General features: G+C 62.4%; 19 protein-coding genes. All 19 read right to left on the reverse strand.

The features are described from left to right. Window positions 1–114 precede the first annotated feature (114 nt). Complete coding sequence (kdsA, locus tag AB688_RS22185; RefSeq protein WP_054891063.1) at window positions 115–960, reverse strand: 3-deoxy-8-phosphooctulonate synthase; 846 nt, start codon at window positions 958–960, stop codon at window positions 115–117. Between the two features lie 3 nt (window positions 961–963). Further along, the gene (locus AB688_RS22190) at window positions 964–2,592 is read right to left on the reverse strand and encodes a CTP synthase (protein ID WP_054891064.1); all 1,629 of its coding nucleotides are present in this window, start codon (window positions 2,590–2,592) and stop codon (window positions 964–966) included. A gap of 269 nt (window positions 2,593–2,861) precedes the next feature. After that, a complete protein-coding gene (gene tilS, locus AB688_RS22195; RefSeq protein WP_063545915.1) occupies window positions 2,862–4,157 on the reverse strand; it encodes a tRNA lysidine(34) synthetase TilS in 1,296 nt (431 codons plus the stop codon). A 105-nt stretch (window positions 4,158–4,262) separates the two neighbouring features. Continuing rightward, entirely contained in the window at window positions 4,263–5,210 is a 948-nt protein-coding gene (accA, locus tag AB688_RS22200; RefSeq protein ID WP_054891066.1) for an acetyl-CoA carboxylase carboxyl transferase subunit alpha, read from the reverse strand. 105 nt (window positions 5,211–5,315) lie between these two features. Continuing rightward, a complete protein-coding gene (gene dnaE, locus AB688_RS22205) occupies window positions 5,316–8,840 on the reverse strand; it encodes a DNA polymerase III subunit alpha (protein WP_063545916.1) in 3,525 nt (1,174 codons plus the stop codon). Window positions 8,841–8,930: 90 nt separating this feature from the next. After that, on the reverse strand, window positions 8,931–9,554 hold the full coding sequence (gene rnhB / locus AB688_RS22210) for a ribonuclease HII (protein WP_063545917.1): 624 nt from the start codon (window positions 9,552–9,554) through the stop codon (window positions 8,931–8,933). A gap of 1 nt (window position 9,555) precedes the next feature. Then, window positions 9,556–10,683 carry a lipid-A-disaccharide synthase gene (gene lpxB, locus AB688_RS22215; protein ID WP_054891069.1) on the reverse strand — a complete coding sequence of 376 codons (1,128 nt, stop codon included), beginning with the start codon at window positions 10,681–10,683 and terminating at the stop codon, window positions 9,556–9,558. Window position 10,684: 1 nt separating this feature from the next. Continuing rightward, entirely contained in the window at window positions 10,685–11,461 is a 777-nt protein-coding gene (gene lpxA / locus AB688_RS22220; RefSeq protein WP_054891070.1) for an acyl-ACP--UDP-N-acetylglucosamine O-acyltransferase, read from the reverse strand. Continuing rightward, on the reverse strand, window positions 11,458–11,898 hold the full coding sequence (gene fabZ, locus AB688_RS22225) for a 3-hydroxyacyl-ACP dehydratase FabZ (protein WP_054891071.1): 441 nt from the start codon (window positions 11,896–11,898) through the stop codon (window positions 11,458–11,460). Before fabZ ends, lpxA begins: the two co-directional genes overlap by 4 nt. 113 nt (window positions 11,899–12,011) lie before the next feature. After that, a complete protein-coding gene (gene lpxD / locus AB688_RS22230; protein ID WP_063545918.1) occupies window positions 12,012–13,067 on the reverse strand; it encodes a UDP-3-O-(3-hydroxymyristoyl)glucosamine N-acyltransferase in 1,056 nt (351 codons plus the stop codon). 1 nt (window position 13,068) lies between these two features. Then, on the reverse strand, window positions 13,069–13,572 hold the full coding sequence (locus AB688_RS22235) for an OmpH family outer membrane protein (RefSeq protein ID WP_054891073.1): 504 nt from the start codon (window positions 13,570–13,572) through the stop codon (window positions 13,069–13,071). A 44-nt stretch (window positions 13,573–13,616) separates the two neighbouring features. Continuing rightward, the gene (gene bamA / locus AB688_RS22240; RefSeq protein WP_063545919.1) at window positions 13,617–15,980 is read right to left on the reverse strand and encodes an outer membrane protein assembly factor BamA; all 2,364 of its coding nucleotides are present in this window, start codon (window positions 15,978–15,980) and stop codon (window positions 13,617–13,619) included. Window positions 15,981–16,056: 76 nt separating this feature from the next. Continuing rightward, on the reverse strand, window positions 16,057–17,409 hold the full coding sequence (gene rseP, locus AB688_RS22245) for an RIP metalloprotease RseP (protein WP_063545920.1): 1,353 nt from the start codon (window positions 17,407–17,409) through the stop codon (window positions 16,057–16,059). A 46-nt stretch (window positions 17,410–17,455) separates the two neighbouring features. Continuing rightward, complete coding sequence (gene ispC, locus AB688_RS22250; RefSeq protein WP_054891076.1) at window positions 17,456–18,646, reverse strand: 1-deoxy-D-xylulose-5-phosphate reductoisomerase; 1,191 nt, start codon at window positions 18,644–18,646, stop codon at window positions 17,456–17,458. Next, complete coding sequence (locus AB688_RS22255; protein ID WP_054891077.1) at window positions 18,643–19,458, reverse strand: phosphatidate cytidylyltransferase; 816 nt, start codon at window positions 19,456–19,458, stop codon at window positions 18,643–18,645. The genes ispC and AB688_RS22255 overlap by 4 nt, the downstream gene beginning before the upstream one ends. Next, a complete protein-coding gene (gene uppS / locus AB688_RS22260) occupies window positions 19,458–20,213 on the reverse strand; it encodes a polyprenyl diphosphate synthase (protein ID WP_054891078.1) in 756 nt (251 codons plus the stop codon). The genes AB688_RS22255 and uppS overlap by 1 nt, the downstream gene beginning before the upstream one ends. 15 nt (window positions 20,214–20,228) lie before the next feature. Continuing rightward, window positions 20,229–20,786, reverse strand: coding sequence for a ribosome recycling factor (frr, locus tag AB688_RS22265; RefSeq protein ID WP_054891079.1), 558 nt, complete (start codon window positions 20,784–20,786; stop codon window positions 20,229–20,231). Continuing rightward, on the reverse strand, window positions 20,783–21,526 hold the full coding sequence (gene pyrH / locus AB688_RS22270) for a UMP kinase (protein ID WP_023381972.1): 744 nt from the start codon (window positions 21,524–21,526) through the stop codon (window positions 20,783–20,785). The genes frr and pyrH overlap by 4 nt, the downstream gene beginning before the upstream one ends. Window positions 21,527–21,706: 180 nt before the next feature. Further along, window positions 21,707–22,570, reverse strand: coding sequence for a translation elongation factor Ts (tsf, locus tag AB688_RS22275; RefSeq protein ID WP_063545921.1), 864 nt, complete (start codon window positions 22,568–22,570; stop codon window positions 21,707–21,709). Window positions 22,571–22,583 lie beyond the last annotated feature (13 nt).

Here is a 22,583-nt window from a genome sequence, read left to right on the forward strand (position 1 = left end):
TTGGGAATTCTTGCCGTTCACCAGGCGACATGGCACGGGCAGGCCTGGCGAAGGGAGCCCCTGACCGGCAGGCCAGGGGATGGAACGGGCGGTACTTTACCCGAGAAACGAGCTTTACGCGGTCTCTACCGTCGGAAAACTTTTCACCAGGTCGTCCAGTTGCTTGAGCTGCGCCAGGAATGGCTCCAGCTTGTCCAGGCGCAGGGCGCATGGGCCATCGCACTTGGCGTTGTCCGGATCCGGGTGAGCTTCGAGGAACAGGCCGGCCAGGCCCTGGCTCATGCCCGCCTTGGCCAGGTCGGTGACCTGGGCACGGCGACCGCCGGCGGAGTCGGCACGACCACCCGGCGTCTGCAGCGAGTGGGTGACATCGAAGAACACCGGGTACTCGAACTGCTTCATGATGCCGAAGCCGAGCATGTCGACCACCAGGTTGTTGTAGCCGAAGCTCGAACCGCGCTCGCAGAGGATGAGCTGGTCGTTACCGGCCTCGACGCACTTGGCGAGGATATGCTTCATCTCGTGCGGGGCGAGGAACTGGGCCTTCTTGATGTTGATCACCGCGCCGGTCTTGGCCATGGCCACTACCAGGTCGGTCTGGCGCGACAGAAACGCCGGCAACTGGATGATGTCGCAGACCTTGGCCACCGGTTCGCACTGGTAGGGTTCGTGCACATCGGTGATCACCGGCACGTTGAAGGTGCGTTTGATCTCCTCGAAGATCTTCAGCCCCTCTTCCATGCCCGGACCACGGTACGAGGCCACCGACGAACGGTTGGCCTTGTCGAAGCTGGCCTTGAACACGTACGGGATGCCGAGCTTTTCGGTCACCCGCACGTACTCTTCGCAGACCTTCAGGGCCAGATCACGGGACTCCAGGACGTTCATGCCGCCGAACAGGACGAACGGCTTGTCGTTGGCGATCTCGATGTTACCGACGCGAATGATCTTCTGGGTCATGGATCAGGCCTTGTTCTTCTGTGCCAGGGCTGCCTTGACGAAGCCGCTGAACAGCGGGTGACCGTCACGAGGCGTGGAGGTGAACTCCGGGTGGAACTGGCAGGCGACGAACCATGGGTGATCCTTCGACTCGACCACTTCGACCAGCGCGCCATCTTCGGAACGACCGGAAACCACCAGGCCGGCGTCGATCAGTTGCGGCAGCAGGTTGTTGTTCACTTCGTAGCGGTGACGGTGACGCTCGGTGATCACGTCGCTGCCGTAGCAGTCGTGGACCTTGGAACCGGCGATCAGCTGGCAGTCCTGCGCGCCCAGGCGCATGGTGCCGCCCAGGTCGGAGGCTTCGGTACGGGTTTCGACGGCGCCGGTGGCATCGGCCCACTCGGTGATCAGGCCGACGACCGGGTGCGCGCCGTTGCGATCGAACTCGGTGGAGTTGGCGTCTTTCCAGCCCACCACGTTACGGGCGAATTCGATGACCGCGACCTGCATGCCCAGGCAGATGCCCAGGTACGGAACCTTGTTCTCACGAGCGAACTGCACGGCCTTGATCTTGCCTTCCACGCCACGCAGACCGAAGCCGCCCGGCACCAGGATGGCGTCGGCGCCTTCGAGCAGGCCGGTGCCCTGGTTCTCGATGTCTTCGGAATCGATGTAGCGCAGGTTGACCTTGGTGCGGTTGGTGATGCCGGCGTGGCTCATCGCTTCGATCAGCGACTTGTACGCATCCAGCAGCTCCATGTACTTGCCGACCATGGCGATGGTGACTTCATGCTCGGGATTGAGCTTGGCGTCGACGACCTTGTCCCACTCGGACAGGTCGGCGCCATTGCACTGCAGGCCGAAACGCTCGACGACGAAGTCGTCCAGGCCCTGTGCGTGCAGCACGCCCGGAATCTTGTAGATGGTGTCGACGTCTTCCAGCGAAATCACCGCACGCTCTTCGACGTTGGTGAACAGGGCGATCTTGCGGCGCGAAGAGGCATCGACCGGGTGGTCGGAGCGGCAGATCAGCACGTCAGGCTGCAGGCCGATGGAGCGCAGCTCCTTGACCGAGTGCTGAGTAGGCTTGGTCTTGGTTTCGCCGGCGGTGGCGATGTACGGCACCAGCGTCAGGTGCATCAGCATGGCGCGCTTGGAGCCCACTTCGACACGCAACTGACGGATGGCTTCGAGGAATGGCTGCGACTCGATGTCGCCCACGGTGCCGCCGATCTCGACCAGGGCCACGTCGGCATCGCCGGCGCCCTTGATGATGCGACGCTTGATTTCGTCGGTGATGTGCGGGATGACCTGGATGGTCGCGCCCAGGTAGTCACCACGGCGTTCCTTGCGCAGCACGTGCTCGTAGATACGGCCGGTGGTGAAGTTGTTGTTCTGGGTCATCGTGGTGCGGATGAACCGCTCGTAGTGGCCCAGGTCGAGGTCGGTCTCGGCACCGTCGTGGGTGACGAACACTTCACCGTGCTGGAACGGGCTCATGGTACCCGGATCGACGTTGATGTACGGGTCCAGCTTGAGCATGGTGACCTTGAGCCCCCGCGCTTCCAGGATGGCCGCCAGGGAAGCCGAGGCAATGCCTTTCCCCAATGAAGAAACAACACCGCCCGTGACGAATATGTAGCGCGTCATGAAAAACCCTAGAAGTCTGCGTTAAGGCGGCCAGCGCCGCCGGAGAAAGCGAAGGAAGGCCGAAGCCCCCGATCACCTGCGTCAATCACAGTGCATCTCGAACAACTGCCGCGTCTGTACAGACCGGGGGTATCCCCAGTGTGGAGCTCGCTCGTCATTTTAAGAATCAGCCCAGCAAAAAACTGCTTGGTAATCGGCAACTCCTGTGTTTTCGCGGAACCCACAGAAGCTGTATCAAGAAGGGAGGGTAGTCTACCGGAATGTACCCTTCAGCTCAAACCTTGCACGTTCGTCGGCGGCTGCCACTGCAGTTGCCAGTCGGTCTGCCCCTGCTCCGGCAGGTTGGCCACCGCCAGCAGGCGCTCGCCCTGCCAAAGCAGTGGCAGGCGATGACGCACGAAGTGCGGCACGCGGTGCTCGTTGAGCAGGCGCTTCAGGTCGCGGTGGCCGCGCCCTGGAATATCGAGGACTTCGCCGCCCTGGCGATAGGTGACATGCAGGCCAGACCCAGGAATGACACCCACCAGCTGCAAGCTGCCATTGCCGGGTAACGAGAGCGGCTGGCTCGGATCCGGCCAAGCCACCCCGCCCTGCGGCGCTTGCAGCCAATCGCCGCTCAACCACCACAGCCGTCCATGGCTGCGCTGCAGCTCGCCATCGGTCAGGCGCCAGAGCGGCTGGGCATCAGCTGCCGCATCACGCAGGTTGTCCCAGCCGGCCCAATGGCGGCTATCGGGTAGACGTGTACGACTGCTCAGCCAGTACTGCAAGGCGTTACGCTGGCGCGCCGGCGAGAGCGCCGCCAGCACTCCCATGTCCAGCGAGTCCAGGCATTGCCAAGGCACCACTGCTCCGGCGCTTGCGGCAGCGATGTCGGAGGCGGCGAGTTCGTCCAGCAGCGCCAGGGCCTCGCCCAGGTGCGCGGAACTGCGTGCCAGGCTCTGGCTCGCTTGCGGCCAGCGCTGGCGTAGCAGCGGGAACACTTCGGCGCGCAGGAAATTGCGGGCGAAGCGGCTATCGGTGTTGGACGGGTCTTCGATCCATCTCAGCCCCGATGCCTGGGCATATCGCTGCAACTGATCCCGCGCCAGATCAAGCAACGGCCTGACCAACTGCCCCTGCCCCAGCGGACGGGAAGCAGGCATCGCCGCCAGGCCGCGCAGACCGGCACCACGCAACAGGCGAAACAGCAGGGTCTCTGCCTGGTCTTCGCGGTGCTGGCCGGTGAACAGCACTTCGTCGGGGCCCAGAAGCGCTGTGAACGCGTCGTATCGCGCGGTGCGGGCGGCTTGCTCGAGACTGGCGACAGGCTCAACCTGGACATGGATCACGCGCAGTTCGACACCCAGCGCATCACAGACCTGCTGACAATGTGCAGGCCAAGCGTCAGCAGCCGCTTGCAGACCGTGATGAATATGTACGGCACGCAATGGCGGTGCTTCATGATCGCGAGCGTAGTCGACGAGCAGGTTTAGAAGGACGGTGGAGTCGAGGCCGCCGGAGAAGGCGACGTGCCAGGCGGGGGCTTTAAGCCAGGGGAAGAGGGATTGGGTGAGGTCGAGCATGGTTGCCTCACTGAGGACCGCATCGCGGAGCAAGCCCGCTCCCACAGAAAACGCACGAGTGGGAGACGGCTTGCCTGCGAATGGGGCGCCAGGCGCCCCTGCCAATCAGAGACCGTAGCTCATCAGGCGATCGTAGCGACGCTTGAGCAGGGTATCGTTGTCGAGCTTGCCCAGCATGTCGAGCTGCTCGAGCAGGTCGGCACGGATGCTGGCGGACATCTTGGCCGGATCGCGGTGGGCGCCGCCCAGTGGCTCGCCGATCACCTTGTCGACGATGTTCAGGCTCTTCAAGCGCTCAGCGGTGATGCCCATTGCTTCGGCAGCGTCCGGCGCCTTGTCGGAGGTCTTCCACAGGATCGAGGCGCAACCTTCCGGCGAGATCACCGAGTAGGTGGAGTATTGCAGCATGTTCAGCTGGTCGCACACGCCGATAGCCAGTGCGCCGCCCGAACCACCTTCACCGATCACGGTGGCGATGATCGGGGTTTTCAGGCGCGCCATGACGCGCAGGTTCCAGGCGATGGCCTCGCTCTGGTTACGCTCTTCCGCGTCGATACCCGGATAGGCACCCGGGGTGTCGATGAAGGTCAGGATCGGCATCTTGAAGCGCTCGGCCATCTCCATCAGGCGGCAGGCCTTGCGGTAGCCTTCAGGACGCGGCATGCCGAAGTTGCGGCGGACCTTCTCACGCACTTCGCGGCCCTTCTGGTGACCGATGACCATCACCGGCTTGCCGTCCAGGCGCGCGGTACCGCCAACGATCGCGGCGTCGTCGGAGAAGTGACGGTCGCCGTGCAGCTCTTCGAACTCGGTGAAGATGTGGTCGATGTAGTCCAGGGTGTACGGACGACGCGGGTGGCGTGCCAGGCGGGCAATCTGCCAGCTGGTCAGGTTGCCGAAGATGCTTTCGGTCAGGGTGCTGCTCTTGTCTTGCAGACGGGCAATTTCATCGCTGATGTTCAGCGAGTTGTCGTTACCGACCAGGCGCAGCTCTTCGATCTTGGCTTGCAGGTCGGCAATCGGCTGTTCGAAATCGAGAAAATTCGGGTTCATAGGCATCCGTCTTGGGTCTACGGCCAGGCGGCCGGCCGGTTGATCCGTTTGGCGCCATACCTTACGGGATCTGGCGCATTCAGGTCGAGATTAAAATTCGTCGTTTCAACGGTATTGCAGGAAGACGTTCTCACGTCCGAACTGGTCACGCAGCGCCTGAATCAGGCCATCGGCGGGGTCGATCGACCACTCGTCGCCGAACTGCAGCATGGCCTTGGCATCGCTGCCGGTGTACTCGAGCGTGATCGGGCAACCGCCGCGATGACGGGTGATCAGCTCGCCCAGCCAGGCCAGGCGATCGCCCTTGAGCGCTTCGTGGGCGATCTTCAGGCGCAGGCTTTCGGCCAGTTTGGTGCGGGCATCCTCCATGGTCATCACCTGCTTGACGCGCAGGCGCAGGCCGCCGGAGAAGTCGTCGTTGCTGACCTCGCCTTCGACCACCACCATGGCGTCAGTCTGCAGCAGCGCCTGAGCCGCCATGAACGCATCGGCGAACAACGAAGCCTCGATGCGACCGGAGCGGTCGTCGAGGGTGACGAAGCCCATCTTGTCACCCTTCTTGTTCTTCATCACCCGCAGGGCAATGATCATCCCCGCGATGGTCTGGGTCTCGCGCGAAGGCTTGAGGTCGACGATGCGCTGACGAGCGAAACGGCGGATCTCGGTTTCGTACTCATCGATCGGATGGCCGGTGAGATACAACCCGAGGGTGTCCTTTTCGCCTTTCAGCCGCTCCTTGAGCGTGAGCTCGCGGACCTTGCGGTGGTTGGCATAGACATCGGAGTCTTCCTCGACGAACAGCCCACCGAACAGGTCGATATGCCCGCTGTCAGCGGTGCGGGCGGTCTGCTCGGCCGACTTGATCGCCTCCTCGAGCGCCGACAGCAGCACCGCGCGGTTGCGGTCGATGTTGGCCTGATAGGCCTTGATCTCGTCATGGAAGTGCGGGCCCAGGCGATCGAGCGCACCGCTGCGGATCAGCGCATCGAGGGTACGCTTGTTGATGCGCTTGAGGTCGACGCGCTCGCAGAAGTCGAACAGGTCCTTGAACGGTCCACCTTCGGCGCGTGCCTCGACGATCGCCTCCACCGGGCCTTCACCCACCCCCTTGATCGCACCCAGGCCGTAGACGATACGACCGTCGTTGTTGACGGTGAACTTGAAGTCGGAGAAGTTCACGTCCGGCGCGTCGAGGCGCAACTTCATGCTGCGCACTTCCTCGACCAGCACCACCACCTTGTCGGTGTTGTGCATATCCGCCGACAACACCGCAGCCATGAACGGCGCCGGGTAGTGGGTCTTGAGCCAGGCGGTCTGGTACGAGACCAGGCCATAGGCCGCGGAGTGAGACTTGTTGAAGCCGTAACCTGCGAATTTCTCTACCAGATCAAAGATGTTACCGGCCAGGTCCGCGTCGATGTTGTTGGCCACGCAGCCTTCGATGAAACCGCCGCGTTGCTTGGCCATTTCCTCGGGCTTCTTCTTGCCCATCGCCCGGCGCAGCATGTCGGCGCCACCCAGGGTGTAGCCGGCCATCACCTGGGCGATCTGCATCACCTGTTCCTGGTACAGGATGATGCCGTAGGTGGGGGCCAGTACCGGCTTGAGGCCTTCGTACTGGTAATCGGAGTGCGGGTAGGCCAGCTCAGCGCGGCCGTGCTTGCGGTTGATGAAGTCATCCACCATGCCCGACTGCAGCGGGCCGGGGCGGAACAACGCCACCAGTGCGATGAGGTCTTCCAGGCAGTCGGGCTTGAGCTTCTTGATCAGCTCTTTCATGCCGCGCGATTCAAGCTGGAACACCGCCGTGGTCTCGGCCTTCTGCAACAGCTCGTAGGTCTTGCGGTCGTCCAGCGGGATGAAGTCGATGTTGACGTCGGGCAGGTTTTTCTTTTTCTGCTCGCGGTTGATGATCTCCATCGCCCACTTGATGATCGTGAGTGTCCGCAGGCCGAGGAAGTCGAACTTCACCAGGCCCGCAGCCTCGACGTCGTCCTTGTCGAACTGGGTCACCAGGCCGCCGCCCTCTTCGTCACAGGCGATCGGCGAGAAATCGGTGAGTTTGGTCGGCGCGATCACCACGCCACCGGCGTGCTTGCCGGTACCGCGAGTGACCCCCTCGAGCTTGAGGGCCATGTCCCAGATCTCGCGAGCGTCTTCGTCGCCCTTGAGGAAGTCGCGCAGGATCTCTTCCTGCTCGTAGGCCTTCTCCAGGGTCATGCCCACTTCGAACGGGATCATCTTCGACAGGCGATCGGCCAGGCCGTAGGACTTGCCCTGCACACGCGCCACGTCACGCACCACCGCCTTCGCGGCCATGGTGCCGAAGGTGATGATCTGGCTCACCGCATTGCGCCCGTAGGCCTCGGCCACGTAGTCGATCACCCGGTCGCGACCATCCATGCAGAAGTCGACGTCGAAGTCGGGCATGGAAATACGTTCAGGGTTGAGGAAGCGCTCGAACAGCAGGTCGTAGGCCAGCGGGTCGAGGTCGGTGATCTTCAGTACGTAGGCCACCAGCGAGCCAGCCCCCGAACCCCGCCCCGGGCCCACCGGCACGTCGTTGTTCTTGGCCCACTTGATGAAGTCCATAACGATCAGGAAGTAACCGGGGAAGCCCATCTGGATGATGATATCCAGCTCGAACTTCAGGCGGTCCAGGTAGACCTGGCGCTTCTCTTCGTAATTGGGGGTGGTCTCTTTCGGCCAGAGCACGGCCAGACGCTCTTCCAGGCCCTCGTAGGAGACGTGGCGCAGGTAGTCGTCGATGCCCATGCCGTTGGGCGTCGGGAAGTCGGGAAGGAAGTACTTGCCCAACTGCACCGTGATGTTGCAGCGCTTGGCGATCTCGACGGTGTTGGCGATGGCGTCCGGCAGGTCGCTGAACAGCTCGGCCATCTCCTCGGCCGTCTTGAGGTATTGCTGGTCGCTGTAGGCGCGTGGGCGCCGCGGGTCGTCCAGGGTCCAGCCCTCGCCGATGCAGACGCGGGTCTCGTGGGCATCGAAGTCGGACTGTTTGATGAAGCGCACATCGTTGGTCGCCACCAACGGCGCGCCGACCTTGTCGGCGAGCGCAACGGCAGCATGCAGATATTCTTCGTCGCCCGCCCGGTTGGTGCGCTGCACTTCCACATAGAAGCGCTCCGGCAGCATCTGCATCCAGTCGCGCAACAGGGCCTCGGCCTCGCCGGTACGACCGGAGAGCAGTGCCATGCCGATATCGCCCTCACGCGCGGCGGACAGGCCGATCAAGCCCTCGCTGGCGGGCGCGATCCATTCGCGCTGGATGATCACCAGGCCGTTGCGCTGGCCGTCGGTCCAGCCCTTGGAGATCAGCTCGGTCAGGTTGCGATAGCCTTGGGGATTCATCGCCAGGAAGCAGATACGCGACAGCGGTGCCTCCGGATCGGCACCGGCCAGCCACAGGTCGGCGCCGCAGATCGGTTTGATCCCTGCGCCCATGGCGGTCTTGTAGAACTTCACCAGCGAGCACATGTTGCTCTGGTCGGTGATCGCCACCGCCGGCATGTTCATTCCAGCCAGGGCCTTGGCCAGCGGCTTGATCCGCACCAGGCCGTCGACCAGGGAGAACTCGGAGTGCACGCGAAGGTGAACGAAGGAGACCGACATTGAAGATCCTGTGGCAATGCTGAACGACAAGGGCGGGATTGTAGCGTAATTAGCCAGAATGTTTTGGGGCCGCATAGCGGCCCCGGCAGATCAGATCAGCGTGCTGGAAAGCCCTTCACGGACCTCCCACGCAGCCCTCACTGGTGCGAACGAACGCCGATGGATGGGCGTAGGCCCCAGTCGCGCCAGGGCTTCGAGGTGCAAAGGTGTCGGGTAGCCCTTGTGCCCGCCGATGCCGTAGCCCGGATAGATCAGCTCGAAGGCGCTCATCTCACGGTCACGCGTGACCTTCGCCAGGATCGACGCGGCAGCGATGGCAGGCACCTGGGAGTCGCCCTTGACCACCGGCGCTGCTGGTACCGACAGTTTCGGGCAGCGGTTGCCATCGATCAACGCCAGTTTCGGCGTAACGCTCAACCCTTCCACCGCGCGCTGCATGGCCAGCATGGTGGCCTGCAGGATATTCAGCTGGTCGATCTCGAGGACCGTGGCACGAGCGACACAGAAGGCCAGGGCCTTTTCGCAGATTTCGTCGAACAGCAGCTCGCGACGCGCCTCGGTAAGCTTCTTCGAGTCGTTCAGACCCAGGATCGGCCGCTGCGGATCAAGGATCACCGCTGCAGTGACCACGTCACCGCACAGTGGGCCACGCCCGACTTCGTCGACACCCGCGACCAGGTCTTCGACCAGGTTGAAATCCAGTCCCATCTGCATGTCATCGATCCTTCAACAATGCCAGCACCGCGTCGGCAGCCTGGTTCGAGGCGTCGCGGCGCAGGGTGCGGTGAATCTGATCGAAGCTATCGGTCTGCTCGCTACCGTCTGCCACCAAGGGAGCCAGCGTGGTTGCCAGCGCTTCGGGCGTTGCGGCGTCCTGCAGCAACTCGGGGACCAGCAAACGCCGGGCCAGCAGGTTGGGCAGCGACACGTAGGGGCTCTTGACCATGCGCTTGAGAATCCAGAAGGTCAGCGGCGCAAGACGATAGGCGACAACCATCGGGCGCTTGTACAACAAGGCTTCGAGGGTTGCAGTGCCTGAAGCGATCAGCACCGCGTCACAGGCGGCCAGTGCCTGGTGCGACTGACCGTCGAGCAGGGTCAACGGCAGTTCGCGCCCCTGCAGCATCTGCTCGAGCTGCGCACGACGCGCCGGACTGGCACAAGGCGAAACGAAACGCACACCGGGTACCAGCGCCTGCAAGCGCTTGGCAGTATCGAGGAACAACTCGCCAAGGCGCCCCACTTCGCCGCCGCGACTGCCCGGCATCAAGGCTACCAGCGGGCCGTCGCCCAATCCCAGCGAAGCACGTGCCCCAGCACGATCGGCCTCCAGCGGGATAGTGTCAGCCAACGGGTGGCCGACGAAGCGGACCGGTACACCCTTTTCTTCGTAGAATTTCGCTTCGAAGGGCAACAGCGTCAGCATCAGGTCGCAGCCTTCGCGGATCTTCAGCACCCGCTTCTGCCGCCAGGCCCAGACCGACGGGCTGACGTAATGCACGGTCTTGATCCCGGCCTGACGCAACTTCAATTCGATGTTGAGGGTGAAATCCGGGGCGTCGATGCCGATGAACACGTCGGGCTTCTCGGCGATCAGTGTCTGGATCAGGTCCTTGCGCCGCTTGAGCAATTCACGCAGGCGCCCAAGCACCTCGACCAGCCCCATCACCGCCAGGCGCTCCATGGGGAAGTACGACTGCATGCCCTCGGCTTCCATCAACGGACCACCGACGCCAATGAAGCGAACATCGGGATGGCGCGCCTTGAGCGCGCGCATCAGGCCGGAACCGAGGATATCGCCGCTGGCCTCACCGGCGACCAGCGCTACGCAAAGCGACGCCATGTCAGCGGGTGATGCCGCGGGCAGAATTGAGGATCGACTGGCGGAACAGTTCGACCTCCGGGTGCTGCCCGGCCAGTTCGTCCAGTTCCTTGATCGCCTCTTCCACGGTCAACCCCTGGCGATAGACGATCTTGTAGGCACGGCGCAAGTCATGAATGACCTCATCGCTGAAACCGCGACGGCGCATACCTTCGAAGTTCATGCTGCGCGCCTCGGCCGGACTGCCGAACACCGTGACGAACGCCGGAACATCTTTGCCGATCGCCGTGCCCATGCCAGAGAACGCGTGAGCGCCGATATGGCAGTACTGGTGCACCAGGGTATAGCCGGACAGGATCGCCCAGTCGCCCACATGCACATGACCGGCCAGCGCAGTATTGTTGACCAGGATGCAATGGTTGCCGATCACGCTGTCATGACCGATATGGGCATAGGCCATGATCAGGTTGTGATCGCCAAGCGTGGTTTCCGAACGGTCCTGCACAGTGCCGCGATGAATGGTGACACCTTCGCGGATCACGTTGTGATCGCCGATCACCAGGCGCGTCGGCTCACCCTTGTACTTGAGGTCAGGTGTGTCTTCGCCGATGGAGCTGAACTGATAAATGCGGTTGTGCCTGCCAATCCGGGTAGGCCCCTTGAGCACTACATGCGGACCGATGACGGTGCCCTCCCCGATTTCGACATCGGGGCCTACGATCGACCAAGGGCCGACCTCGACGCCGTCAGCCAGCCTGGCCGACGGATCGATGATCGCCCGCGGATCAATCGAACTCATAGGGAGCGTTCCGCGCAGGTGATCTCGGCCGAGCAGACGGCCTTGCCGTCGACCAGAGCACGGCACTCGAACTTCCAGATCATGCTCTTGCGGCTGAGGAACTTGGCCTCCAGCACGAGCTGGTCACCCGGCAGCACTGGCTGGCGGAAACGCAGCTTGTCGGAGCCGACGAAGTAGTAAAGAGTGCCATCGGCAGGCTTCGCATCGAGCATCTTGAAGCCGAGAATCCCGGCCGCCTGGGCCATCGCCTCGATGATCAGCACGCCCGGCATGATAGGGTGCGCCGGGAAATGGCCGTTGAAGAACGGCTCGTTGATGCTGACATTCTTGTAGGCACGAATGCTCTGGGCCTCGAAGTCCAGCTCCGTGACCCGGTCCACCAGCAGGAACGGGTAACGGTGAGGCAGGTATTCGCGAATCTCGTTGATGTCCATCATTTCGGGGGGAAGCCTGTAATAAGAATAGGGAGCGCAGGTGCTGACCACACGCTCCTTTTGCAGTCCAAAGAGGAGCCAGCTAGCGACTGTTCACTCTTGCTCAGGAAATGGTATCAGCCTTCTGATGCCGGCTGGCCACCTGAGGTCACGGTCTCGACGCGTTTTTCCAGTTGCTGCAGACGCTTGGACATCTCGTCGAGCTGACGTATACGTGCTGCGCTCTTGCGCCAATCGGCCAACGGCTGCATGGCAGTACCGGAAGAATAGCCGCCCGGCTCGGTGATCGAGCGGGTGACCATGGTCATGCCGGAGACGAAGACGTTGTCGCAAACATCAATATGACCGACCATGCCGACGCCACCCGCGATCATGCAGTGCTTGCCGATGCGCGTGCTGCCGGAAATCCCGACGCAAGCCGCCATCGCGGTATGGTCGCCGATCTGCACGTTGTGGGCGATCTGAATCTGGTTGTCGAGCTTGACGCCATTGCCGATTCGCGTGTCCGAGAGCGCGCCTCGGTCCACAGCCGTGTTGACACCGATTTCCACATCGTCACCGAGCGTCACGCCGCCGATCTGGGCAATCTTCTGCCACACACCTTTCTCGTTGGCGAAACCGAAGCCTTCACCACCGATCACCGCACCCGACTGAATGACGACACGCTTGCCGATCGTGACATCGTGGTACAGCGTCACACGCGGGGCAAGCCAGCCACCTTCACCGATGATGCAGCGGGCACCGACAAAGCAATGCGCGCCAACGGTCACGTTCGCACCGATGCGCGCACCGCTTTCGATGACCGCGAACGGCCCGATGCTGGCGCTGGCATCCACCTGGGCGTCGTCGGCTACCACGGCGCTGGGATGAACTCCCGCCACAGCCTTGGGCTTTGGATCGAACAGGTGAGAAATACGGGCGTAGGCCAGGTAGGGATCGGCGACGATCAGCGCATTGCCGGTGAAGCCTTCGGCATCCTCGGCCTTGATCAGTACCGCTGCCGCCTGGCTGTCATCCAGGAATTTGCGGTATTGACGATTGGCGAGGAAGCTCAGCTGCCCCGGACCGGCTTCCTGCAAGGTGGCCAGTCCGGTGATTTCAAGCGACTCGGGGCCACTGAGCGTGGCCCCGAGGGTCTCGGCCAACTGACCGAGCGTCATGGTTACGGTCATATCAACGCGCTTGGTTCATGCGCTCGATGACCTGGCGGGTGATGTCATACTGAGGCTTGACATCGATTACCGCACCACGCTCGAGCACCAGGTCGAAACCACCTTTCTTGATGACTTCCTCGACGGCACCGTCGAGCTTGGGCTTGAGCTGCTTGAGCATATCGCGGTCAGCAACGGCCTTCGCTTCGTTCAGTTCCTTGGACTGGAACTGGAAGTCACGGGCTTTTTGCTTGAACTCGAGCTCCAGGCGCTCACGCTCCTGCTGCTGCATCTTGTCGCCACCCTTGATCAGTCGATCCTGGATGCCCTTGGCGCTGCTTTCCAGAGTCTTCAGCTGGTTCAGTTGAGGACCGAACTTCTTCTCGGCATCGACAGCGTACTTCTTGGCGGCGTCGGATTCGAGCAGCGCCATCTGGTAGTTCAGAACGGCAATCTTCATTTCGGCGAAAGCCGGGGTGGCGACCAGCGCCGCGGCCACTACGGCCAGTTGAGTCAACTTACGCACGATGCACTCCTGGATAAACCGTTGTCGTTAAGCAAGGGCCAAGCTTAGAAAGTCTGGCCCAGAGAGAATTGGAACACCTGGGTGTCGGCGTCGTCCGGTTTCTTGATCGGCATCGCCAGGCTGAAGCTCAACGGGCCCAACGCGGTGATCCAGGTCACGCCCAGGCCGACGGAGCTGGCCATGTCGGAGAAACCGACCTTCGCGCAGTCAGGCTTGGAGCCGCAGTTGGTGTCGAACACGTTACCCACATCCCAGAAGACCGAGGTACGCAGCGAACGCTGGTCCTTGACGAACGGCAGCGGGAACAGCAGCTCGACACCGCCCTGTACGAGGACGTTACCACCGAACGGCAGCGGGTCCTGGTCCGGGTCACGAATGGTACCTGGTTTGCCACCGGGATTGCCTTCGCCACGGCTCGGCGTACTGCGTGGGCCGAGGCTGCTGTCCTTGAAGCCGCGGACAGAGTTGAAGCCACCCGCATAATAGTTCTCGTAGAACGGCAGGCCCGAGGTACCGCCGAAACCATCACCATAGCCCAGCTCAGTGTGCAGGCGCAGGGTGTAGTCGTTGCTCAGTGGCTTGAACAGCTGGCCGCGGTAGTCGAGCTTGTAGAACGACAGGTCGCTGCCCGGTACGGTAGTTTCCAGGGTCAGGCTTTGCGAGTGACCACGGGTTGCCAGCACGCCTTTGTTCAGGGTCGATTCGGACCAGCCGATCGACGCCTTGAAGTTCAGGAAGTTGTCGCCTTCCTTGTCGAGGAAGTCGAAGATCTCGTCCACGGTGTAGCGACCGGTCTTGATCTTGTCCTGCTGTACGGTCAGGCCGTAGGTCAGGCGCGAGGTCTCGCTGATCGGGTAGCCCAGGCTGACGCCGGCACCGAGGCTGTCTACCGCATAGCTCGCCACGTCGACGTCGAGGTCGTCGTAGTTGGTGCTGCGGTAGAAGGCGTTGTAGCCCAGGCTCACGCCGTCGGCAGTGAAGTAGGGGTCAACGAAGCCGAAGTTGTATCGGGTCTGGTATTCGCTTCGGGTCAGGCCGATGGACACCTTGTTACCGGTACCCAGGAAGTTGCTCTGGCTGATCGAACCACCCAGGATCAGGCCCGCGCTCTGGGCGAAGCCGACGCTGGCGGTGATCGAGCCGGAAGCCTGCTCCTCGACCGCATAGTTGACATCGACCTGGTCGTCGGTGCCTGGCACCGGCGGGGTCTCGACGTTGACTTCCTTGAAGAAGCCCAGGCGCTCGAGGCGGGTCTTGGACTGGTCGATGAGATAAGTGGATGCCCACCCACCTTCCATCTGACGCATCTCGCGACGCAGCACCTCGTCTTCGGTCTTGGTGTTGCCGCGATAGTTGATGCGGTTGACGTAGGCACGCTTGCCCGGATCGACGACGAACATGATGTCGACGGTGTGATCCTGGTCGTTCGGTTGCGGCACGCCGTTGACGTTGGCGAAGGTGTAGCCTTCGTTACCCAGTCGACGGGTGATCAGGTCGGAGGTGGTAGTCATCACCTTGCGCGAGAAGACCTGGCCTGGCTGCACCAGCAGCAGCGACTTGACCTGGTCTTCCGGCACTTTCAGGTCACCGGAAAGCTTCACGTCACGGACGGTGTACTTCTCGCCTTCGTTGACGTTGACGGTGATGTAGACGTGCTTCTTGTCCGGGGTGATCGATACCTGGGTGGACGCGATGTCCATGTTGATGTAACCGCGGTCCAGGTAGTAGGAACGCAGACGTTCCAGGTCACCGGAGAGCTTTTCACGGGCGTACTTGTCGTCGTTCTTGAAGAACGACAGCCAGTTGGTGGTTTTCAGTTCGAAGAGCTGGGAGAGGTCTTCGTCGCTGAACACGGTGTTGCCCACCACGTTGATGTGCTGGATCGCCGCGACGGTACCTTCGTTGATCTTGATCTTCAGGCCGACACGGTTGCGTGGCTGCGGCACGACCTCGGCATCGACCTCGGCCGAATAGCGGCCCTGGGCCACGTACTGGCGCTGCAGTTCGTTACGCACGCCCTCGAGCGTAGCGCGCTGGAAGATCTCGCCCTCGGCCAGGCCGGACTGCTTCAGGCCTTTCATCAGGTCTTCGGTACTGATCGCCTTGTTGCCCTCGATCTCGATGCTCGACACCGATGGGCGCTCGACCACGTTGATGATCAGGACATTGCCGTCGCGATCCAGCTGGATGTCCTGGAAGAAACCGGTCTTGAACAGCGAGCGAGTCGACTCCACCAGGCGGCGGTCATCGACCTGGTCGCCTACGTTCAACGGCAACGCGCCGAACACGCTGCCGGCGGAAACCCGCTGCAGGCCGTTGACACGAATATCGGAGATGGTGAAGGACTCGGCGTGAACTTCAGCGATCATCAGTGCGGAGAGGACCGCAGTTAGCAGCAGACGTTTCATGAAGTCCTTTTATTCCAACTGGCAATAAACAACCCGCCACCGCAGCACGGCGGCAGGTTCGCAATAGAGCGAAGCGTTAAAGTCGACCCAGATCGTTGATCAGGGCGAGCAACATCACCCCAATGACCAAACTGATACCGATCTGGACCCCCCAACCTTGCACCCGATCAGAGAGCGGACGACCGCGCGCCCACTCGATCAGGTAGAACAGCAAATGCCCCCCATCCAGTACCGGGATGGGCAGCAGGTTCAGAACCCCCAGGCTTATGCTCAGGTAGGCCAGGAAATTCAGGAAATCCCCAACGCCCGACTGGGCTGAAGCGCCCGCCACTTTAGCAATGGTTATCGGTCCGCTCAAGTTTTTTACCGAGAGCTCCCCGAACAGCATTTTCTTCAGCGATTCAAGGGTCAGGACGCTCATGTTCCAAGTACGCGAGAGCCCCTCACCGACCGCTTCCAGCGGCCCATAGCTGACCTCTCGAAGCATGTTCGCAGGCCACTCGGCGCCTTTCACCCCAGCGCCCAGATAGCCTCCGGAGGCCTGCCCTTCCCCTTTGCGGGCCAGCGTCACAGGCAGCTCCAGCTGTGCGCCATCACGCTCGATACGCAACTGCACCTTCGCGTCGGGGCGTGCCCTGACGGCGTCTACCACCTGCTGCCAGTCGCCCAGTGCAACGCCATCGAGCGCCAGGAGTTTATCGCCGCTCTTCAGCCCGGCTGCAGCGGCCGGTCCCTTGGGGTCGATTTCGGCGAGCACCGGGCTCACCGCCGGCCGCCAGGGACGCAGCCCCAGGGACTGGATCGGGTCGGGCTCATCGGCGCCCTTGAGCCATTGGTTCAGGCGGATCTCATGCTGGCGCTCCAGCGTGCCGCCATCATCGTGCACACCTACCCGCAGGCTGCCGCTCTCGCCGAGGCGGCGCACCAGCTGCAGATTGACCGCAGACCAGCCACTGGTCGGCTTGCCATCGATAGAAACAATTTCCTGGCCTGCCACAAGGCCCGCAGATGCCGCCAGGCTGCCAGACTCGACCGCACCGATGACCGGACGCACCTGCTGACTGCCAAGCATGGCGACCACCCAGAAGAACAGGATGGCGAGGAGGAAATTGGCAATGGGGCCTGCGGCAACGATAGCGATACGCTGCCCAACCGATTTGCGATTGAAGGATTGATCGACAAGCGCCGGCGGTACCTCGCCTTCGCGCTCGTCGAGCATCTTGACGTAGCCGCCCAGCGGAATCGCCGCGACGACGAACTCGGTGCCATGGCGATCGTGCCAGCGCACCAGCGGCGTGCCGAACCCCACAGAGAAGCGCAGGACTTTCACCCCGCACTTGCGTGCCACCCAGAAGTGGCCGAATTCGTGAAACGTGACCAATACACCCAGAGCCACCAGGGTGCCGATAATCATGTAGAGCGCAGTCATATCCATCTCCGAATGACGTTCAGCCAGGCCTGGGGCCGATGGGAAATCAGCGGCCGTGGCGCCTCAACCACTCCCGGGACAGCTCCCGGGCTCGCTGGTCGGCGGCGAACACCGAATCCAGCGAAGGCAACGGCACTACCGGCTCCTGCTCGAGCACCTGTTCGATCATACCCGCGATTTCCGGGAAGCGGATACGCCGCTGGAGAAATGCCTCGACCGCCACCTCGTTGGCGGCATTGAGCACCGCCGGCGCGCTATTGCCCGCTTCAGCAGCTTCTCGCGCCAGGCGCAGGCAGGGGAACCGCTGCTCGTCGGGCGCCTGGAAATCCAGACGGGCGACCGCGAACAGGTCCAGCGGCGCAACCCCGGAATCGATCCGCTCAGGCCATGCCAGGGCATTGGCGATCGGCGTGCGCATGTCCGGGTTGCCCAACTGCGCCAACACCGAACCATCCACATAGTCGACCAGCGAATGGATCACGCTTTGTGGATGCACCACCACCTCGACCTTGGCTGGCGCAGCATCAAACAGCCAGCAGGCCTCGATCAGCTCGAGCCCTTTGTTCATCATGCTTGCCGAGTCGACCGAAATCTTGCGCCCCATCGACCAGTTCGGATGAGCGCAGGCCTGCTCCGGCGTGACATCCATCAGCGCCTTCGCCGAGGTTTCACGGAAGGGCCCACCAGACGCCGTCAGCAGGATACGACGCACCCCCACTTGCGCCAGGCCGCGAGCATAGTCGCCGGGCAAGCACTGGAAGATGGCATTGTGCTCGCTGTCGATCGGCAGCAGCACTGCACCACTGGTGCGCACTGCCTCCATGAACAGCGCGCCGGACATCACCAGCGCCTCCTTGTTGGCCAGCAGCACCTTCTTGCCGGCCTGCACCGCCGCCAAGGTCGGACGCAGACCGGCAGCGCCGACGATGGCGGCCATCACGGTGTCCACTTCGCTGGCAGAGGCAACCTGGCAGAGCCCTGCTTCGCCTTCCAGCACCTCGGTGGTGCTGCCCGCCGCCGCCAGCCCTTCACGCAGGCGGGCGACCGAATCGACGTCCGGCACCACCGCATACGCCGGCCGATGACGCAGGCACAGGGCCAGCAATTCATCCAGACGCGAATAGCCGCTCAGGGCAAACACCTGGTAGCGCTCGGGGTGGCGGGCGATCACATCCAGCGTGCTCAGGCCGATCGACCCGGTCGCACCGAGCACGGTAATCCGCTGGGGATGGCTCACATCACACCCCATTCGGCCGCCCAGAGCAGCACGGCGAACATCGGGATCGCCGCGGTCAGGCTGTCGATGCGATCAAGCACGCCGCCGTGGCCGGGCAGCAGGTTACTGCTGTCCTTGATGCCTTCACGACGCTTGAACATGCTTTCGGTCAGGTCGCCAACCACCGAGGACATGACCACGATCACCGCGCCGACCAGGCCAAGCAGCAACTGCCCCAGCCCCCAGTCGCGCACGAGCCCGACCACCAAGGTGATCAACAGGCTCACGGCCATGCCGCCATACACGCCCTCCCAGCTCTTGCCGGGGCTGACGTGCGGCGCCAGCTTGCGCTTGCCAAAGGCACGGCCAGAGAAATATGCACCGATGTCGGCAGCCCAGACCAGTACCATCACCGCCAGGATCAAGCCATTGCCCAACGGCCAGTGCTTGAGCAGCAACAAACCTTGCCAGGCGGGCAACAACACCAGCAGACCGATCAGCAGACGGCAAGCGGCACTGCTCCACAACTCAGCACTGCGTGGGTAGGTGAGCACCAGCCAGGTGGCCAATCCCCACCAGATCACCGACGCCCCCAGCACCCAGGGTGCAAGGTCCGGCATGAGATAGAGCACCATCAGCGCTCCAGCGACCACAGCGGCATAGGCGATGCGCAATGGCTGGGCCATCAACCCGGCCAGACGCGCCCACTCCCAGGCACCAAGGGTCACCACGAAACCGATGAACAGGGCGAAATCCGCTCCGTTGAGCAGGAAGAAACCGCCCAGCGCGATCGGCAACAGGATCAGCGCAGTAATGATGCGTTGTTTAAGCATTAAGCACGAGCTCCAGCCTCGACCTGCTCGCTGGTCTTACCGAAGCGGCGCTGGCGCGAAGCGAAATCGGCCAGTGCACTACGCATGGCCTCGTGTTTGAAGTCCGGCCAGTACAGGTCGGAGAAATACAACTCGGCGTAGGCCAACTGCCACAACAGGAAGTTGCTGATGCGGTGTTCGCCGCCGGTGCGGATGCACAGGTCGGGCAACGGCAGGTCACCCGTGGCAAGGCAGGTCTGCAGCAGACCGGGCGTGATGTCGTCCGGGCGCAGATGGCCGGCCTGGACTTCGCGCGCCAGGCGCTGGGCGGCCTGGGCGATATCCCACTGACCGCCGTAATTGGCAGCGATCTGCAGGATGAAGCGATCGTTGCCGGCAGTCAGCGCCTCGGCCTCTCGCATCGCCGCCTGCAGCTCCGGATGGAAGCGCGAGCGGTCACCGATGATGCGCAGGCAGATGTTGTTGTCGTTCAGGCGCTTGGCTTCGCGACGCAGGGCCGAGAAGAACAGCTCCATCAACGCACCTACCTCATCGGCCGGACGCTGCCAGTTCTCGCTGGAGAAGGCGAAGAGCGTGAGCACTTCGACCTTGGCCTCGGCGCAGACTTCGATCACCGCACGCACCGCATCGACGCCGGCCTTGTGCCCGGCAACGCCAGGCAGCAGGCGCTTTTTCGCCCAGCGGTTGTTGCCGTCCATGATGATAGCGACGTGACGCGGCACCGACGAGGGTGCCGCCTGCTTGGTCTTTTCCATGAAAAAGTCCTGGCCTCAGACGGCCATCAGGTCCTTTTCCTTGGCTTTGAACGCAGCATCGACTTCCGCCACGAACTTGTCGGTCAGCTTCTGGATCTCGTCAGCTGCACGACGTTCTTCGTCTTCGCTGATTTCCTTGTCCTTGGTCAGCTTCTTCAGATCAGCCAATGCATCGCGACGCACGTTGCGCACGGCAACCTTGGCGTCCTCGGCAACGCCGCTGGCCTGCTTGGTGTAGCCCTTGCGGGTTTCCTCGGTCAGGGCCGGCATCGGCACGCGAATGGTGGTACCGGCGCTCGATGGGTTCAGGCCCAGGTCGGAGGTCAGGATGGCCTTCTCGATCGCGGCGCTGAGGTTCTTGTCGTGGGCGACGATCTTCAGGGTACGAGCGTCCTCGACGGTGATCGCGGCCACCTGGTTCAGCGGCATCTCGCTACCCCAGGCCGGGACTTTGACGCCATCCAGGATGCTTGGGTGGGCGCGACCGGTGCGGATCGCTGCCAGGTTGCGGGCCAACGCCTCGAGGGACTTGCCCATGCGCTCCTGCGCGTCTTTCTTGATGTCGTTGATCATGCTTCGCCTTCCTCGATCAAAGTACCTTCAGCGCCACCCACCACGATGTTCAGCAGGGCGCCAGGCTTGTTCATGTTGAATACCCGCAATGGCATCTTGTGGTCGCGGCACAGGCAGATTGCGGTCAGGTCCATGACACCGAGCTTGCGATCCAGCACCTCGTCGTAGGTGAGGTGGTCGAACTTCTCGGCATGCGGGTCCTTGAATGGGTCGGCAGTGTACACACCATCGACCTTGGTCGCCTTCAGCACCACGTCGGCATCGATTTCGATGGCACGCAGGCAGGCTGCGGAGTCGGTGGTGAAGAACGGATTGCCGGTACCGGCGGAGAAAATTACCACATCCCCGGAGTTGAGGTGGCGAATAGCTTTGCGACGATCGTAATGATCGGTGACGCCTACCATGGAGATGGCGGACATGACCAGTGCCGGGATGTTCGAGCGCTCCAGCGCATCGCGCATGGCCAGTGCGTTCATCACGGTGGCCAGCATACCCATGTGGTCGCCCGTGACGCGGTCCATGCCGGCTGCACTGAGCGCGGCGCCGCGGAACAGGTTACCACCACCGATCACCAGGCCGACCTGGACACCGATACCGACCAGCTGGCCGACTTCCAGGGCCATGCGGTCCAGCACCTTCGGGTCGATCCCGAAGTCTTCCGAGCCCATCAGGGCCTCGCCGCTAAGTTTGAGCAAAATGCGTTTATAGCGAGGTTGGCGACCACTCACCTGCTGAGCCATTGCGAGTCTCTCCTGCGGCGTACTTTTAGAAAATTCCGTGCGGGCTGTGTGCAGCCTGCTAACTGTAGCGTGGCACTGCTTCAGTGCCAGCGCACAGGGCCAGATAAACCCTTGTGCGCTTTGACAAAGAGGCTGCGCGCGTGAGCGGGCAGCCTCTTTGGGGCGACAGACGAGTCCGTCTTACTGCTTGGCGGCAGCGACCTGGGCGGCAACTTCGGCAGCGAAGTCGTCAACAGGTTTCTCGATGCCTTCGCCGACTTTGAAGTAGGTGAAGGAAACGATTTCAGCACCGGCTTTCTTGGCCAGATCGCCGACCTTGACTTCCGGGTTCATGACGAAGGCCTGCTCTTTCAGCGAGGCTTCTGCCTTGAACTTGGTGATACGGCCGTTGATCATGTTCTCAACGATGTTTTCCGGCTTGCCAGCGATCTTGTCGGCGTTCAGTTGCAGGAAGACACCCTTCTCGCGCTCGATGGCCTCGGCGGAGATTTCCGACGAATCCAGGAACTCAGGGTTCGAGGCTGCAACGTGCATGGCGATGTTCTTGGCCAGCTCTACGTCACCGCCTTTCAGAACGACGGCAGCGCCGATCTTGTTGCCGTGCAGGTAGGCACCGACCACGTCGCCTTCGACACGAGCCAGACGACGAATGTTGACGTTCTCGCCGCACTTGGCGACCAGAGCTTCACGAGCAGCTTCACGCGAAGCGATCAGCGGAGCGGCATCGGTCAGCTTCTGGGCGAAGGCTTCTTCCAGGCTTTCGGCGACGAAGTTCTTGAAGTCGTCTTGCAGGGCCAGGAAGTCGGTCTGCGAGTTCACTTCCAGCAGAACGGCGACCTTACCGTCGGTCTTGACGGCGATAGCGCCTTCAGCGGCAACGTTGCCAGCCTTCTTGGCGGCCTTGATGGCGCCCGAGGCACGCATGTCGTCAATGGCTTTCTCGATGTCGCCGCCGGCCTTTTCCAGGGCCTTTTTGCAATCCATCATGCCTTCGCCGGTACGCTCGCGCAGTTCTTTGACCAGCGCTGCAGTAATTGCTGCCATTTCAAAATCCTCT

The organism is Pseudomonas putida, from assembly GCF_001636055.1.
GTDB classification, from domain to species: Bacteria; Pseudomonadota; Gammaproteobacteria; order Pseudomonadales; family Pseudomonadaceae; genus Aquipseudomonas; species Aquipseudomonas machongensis.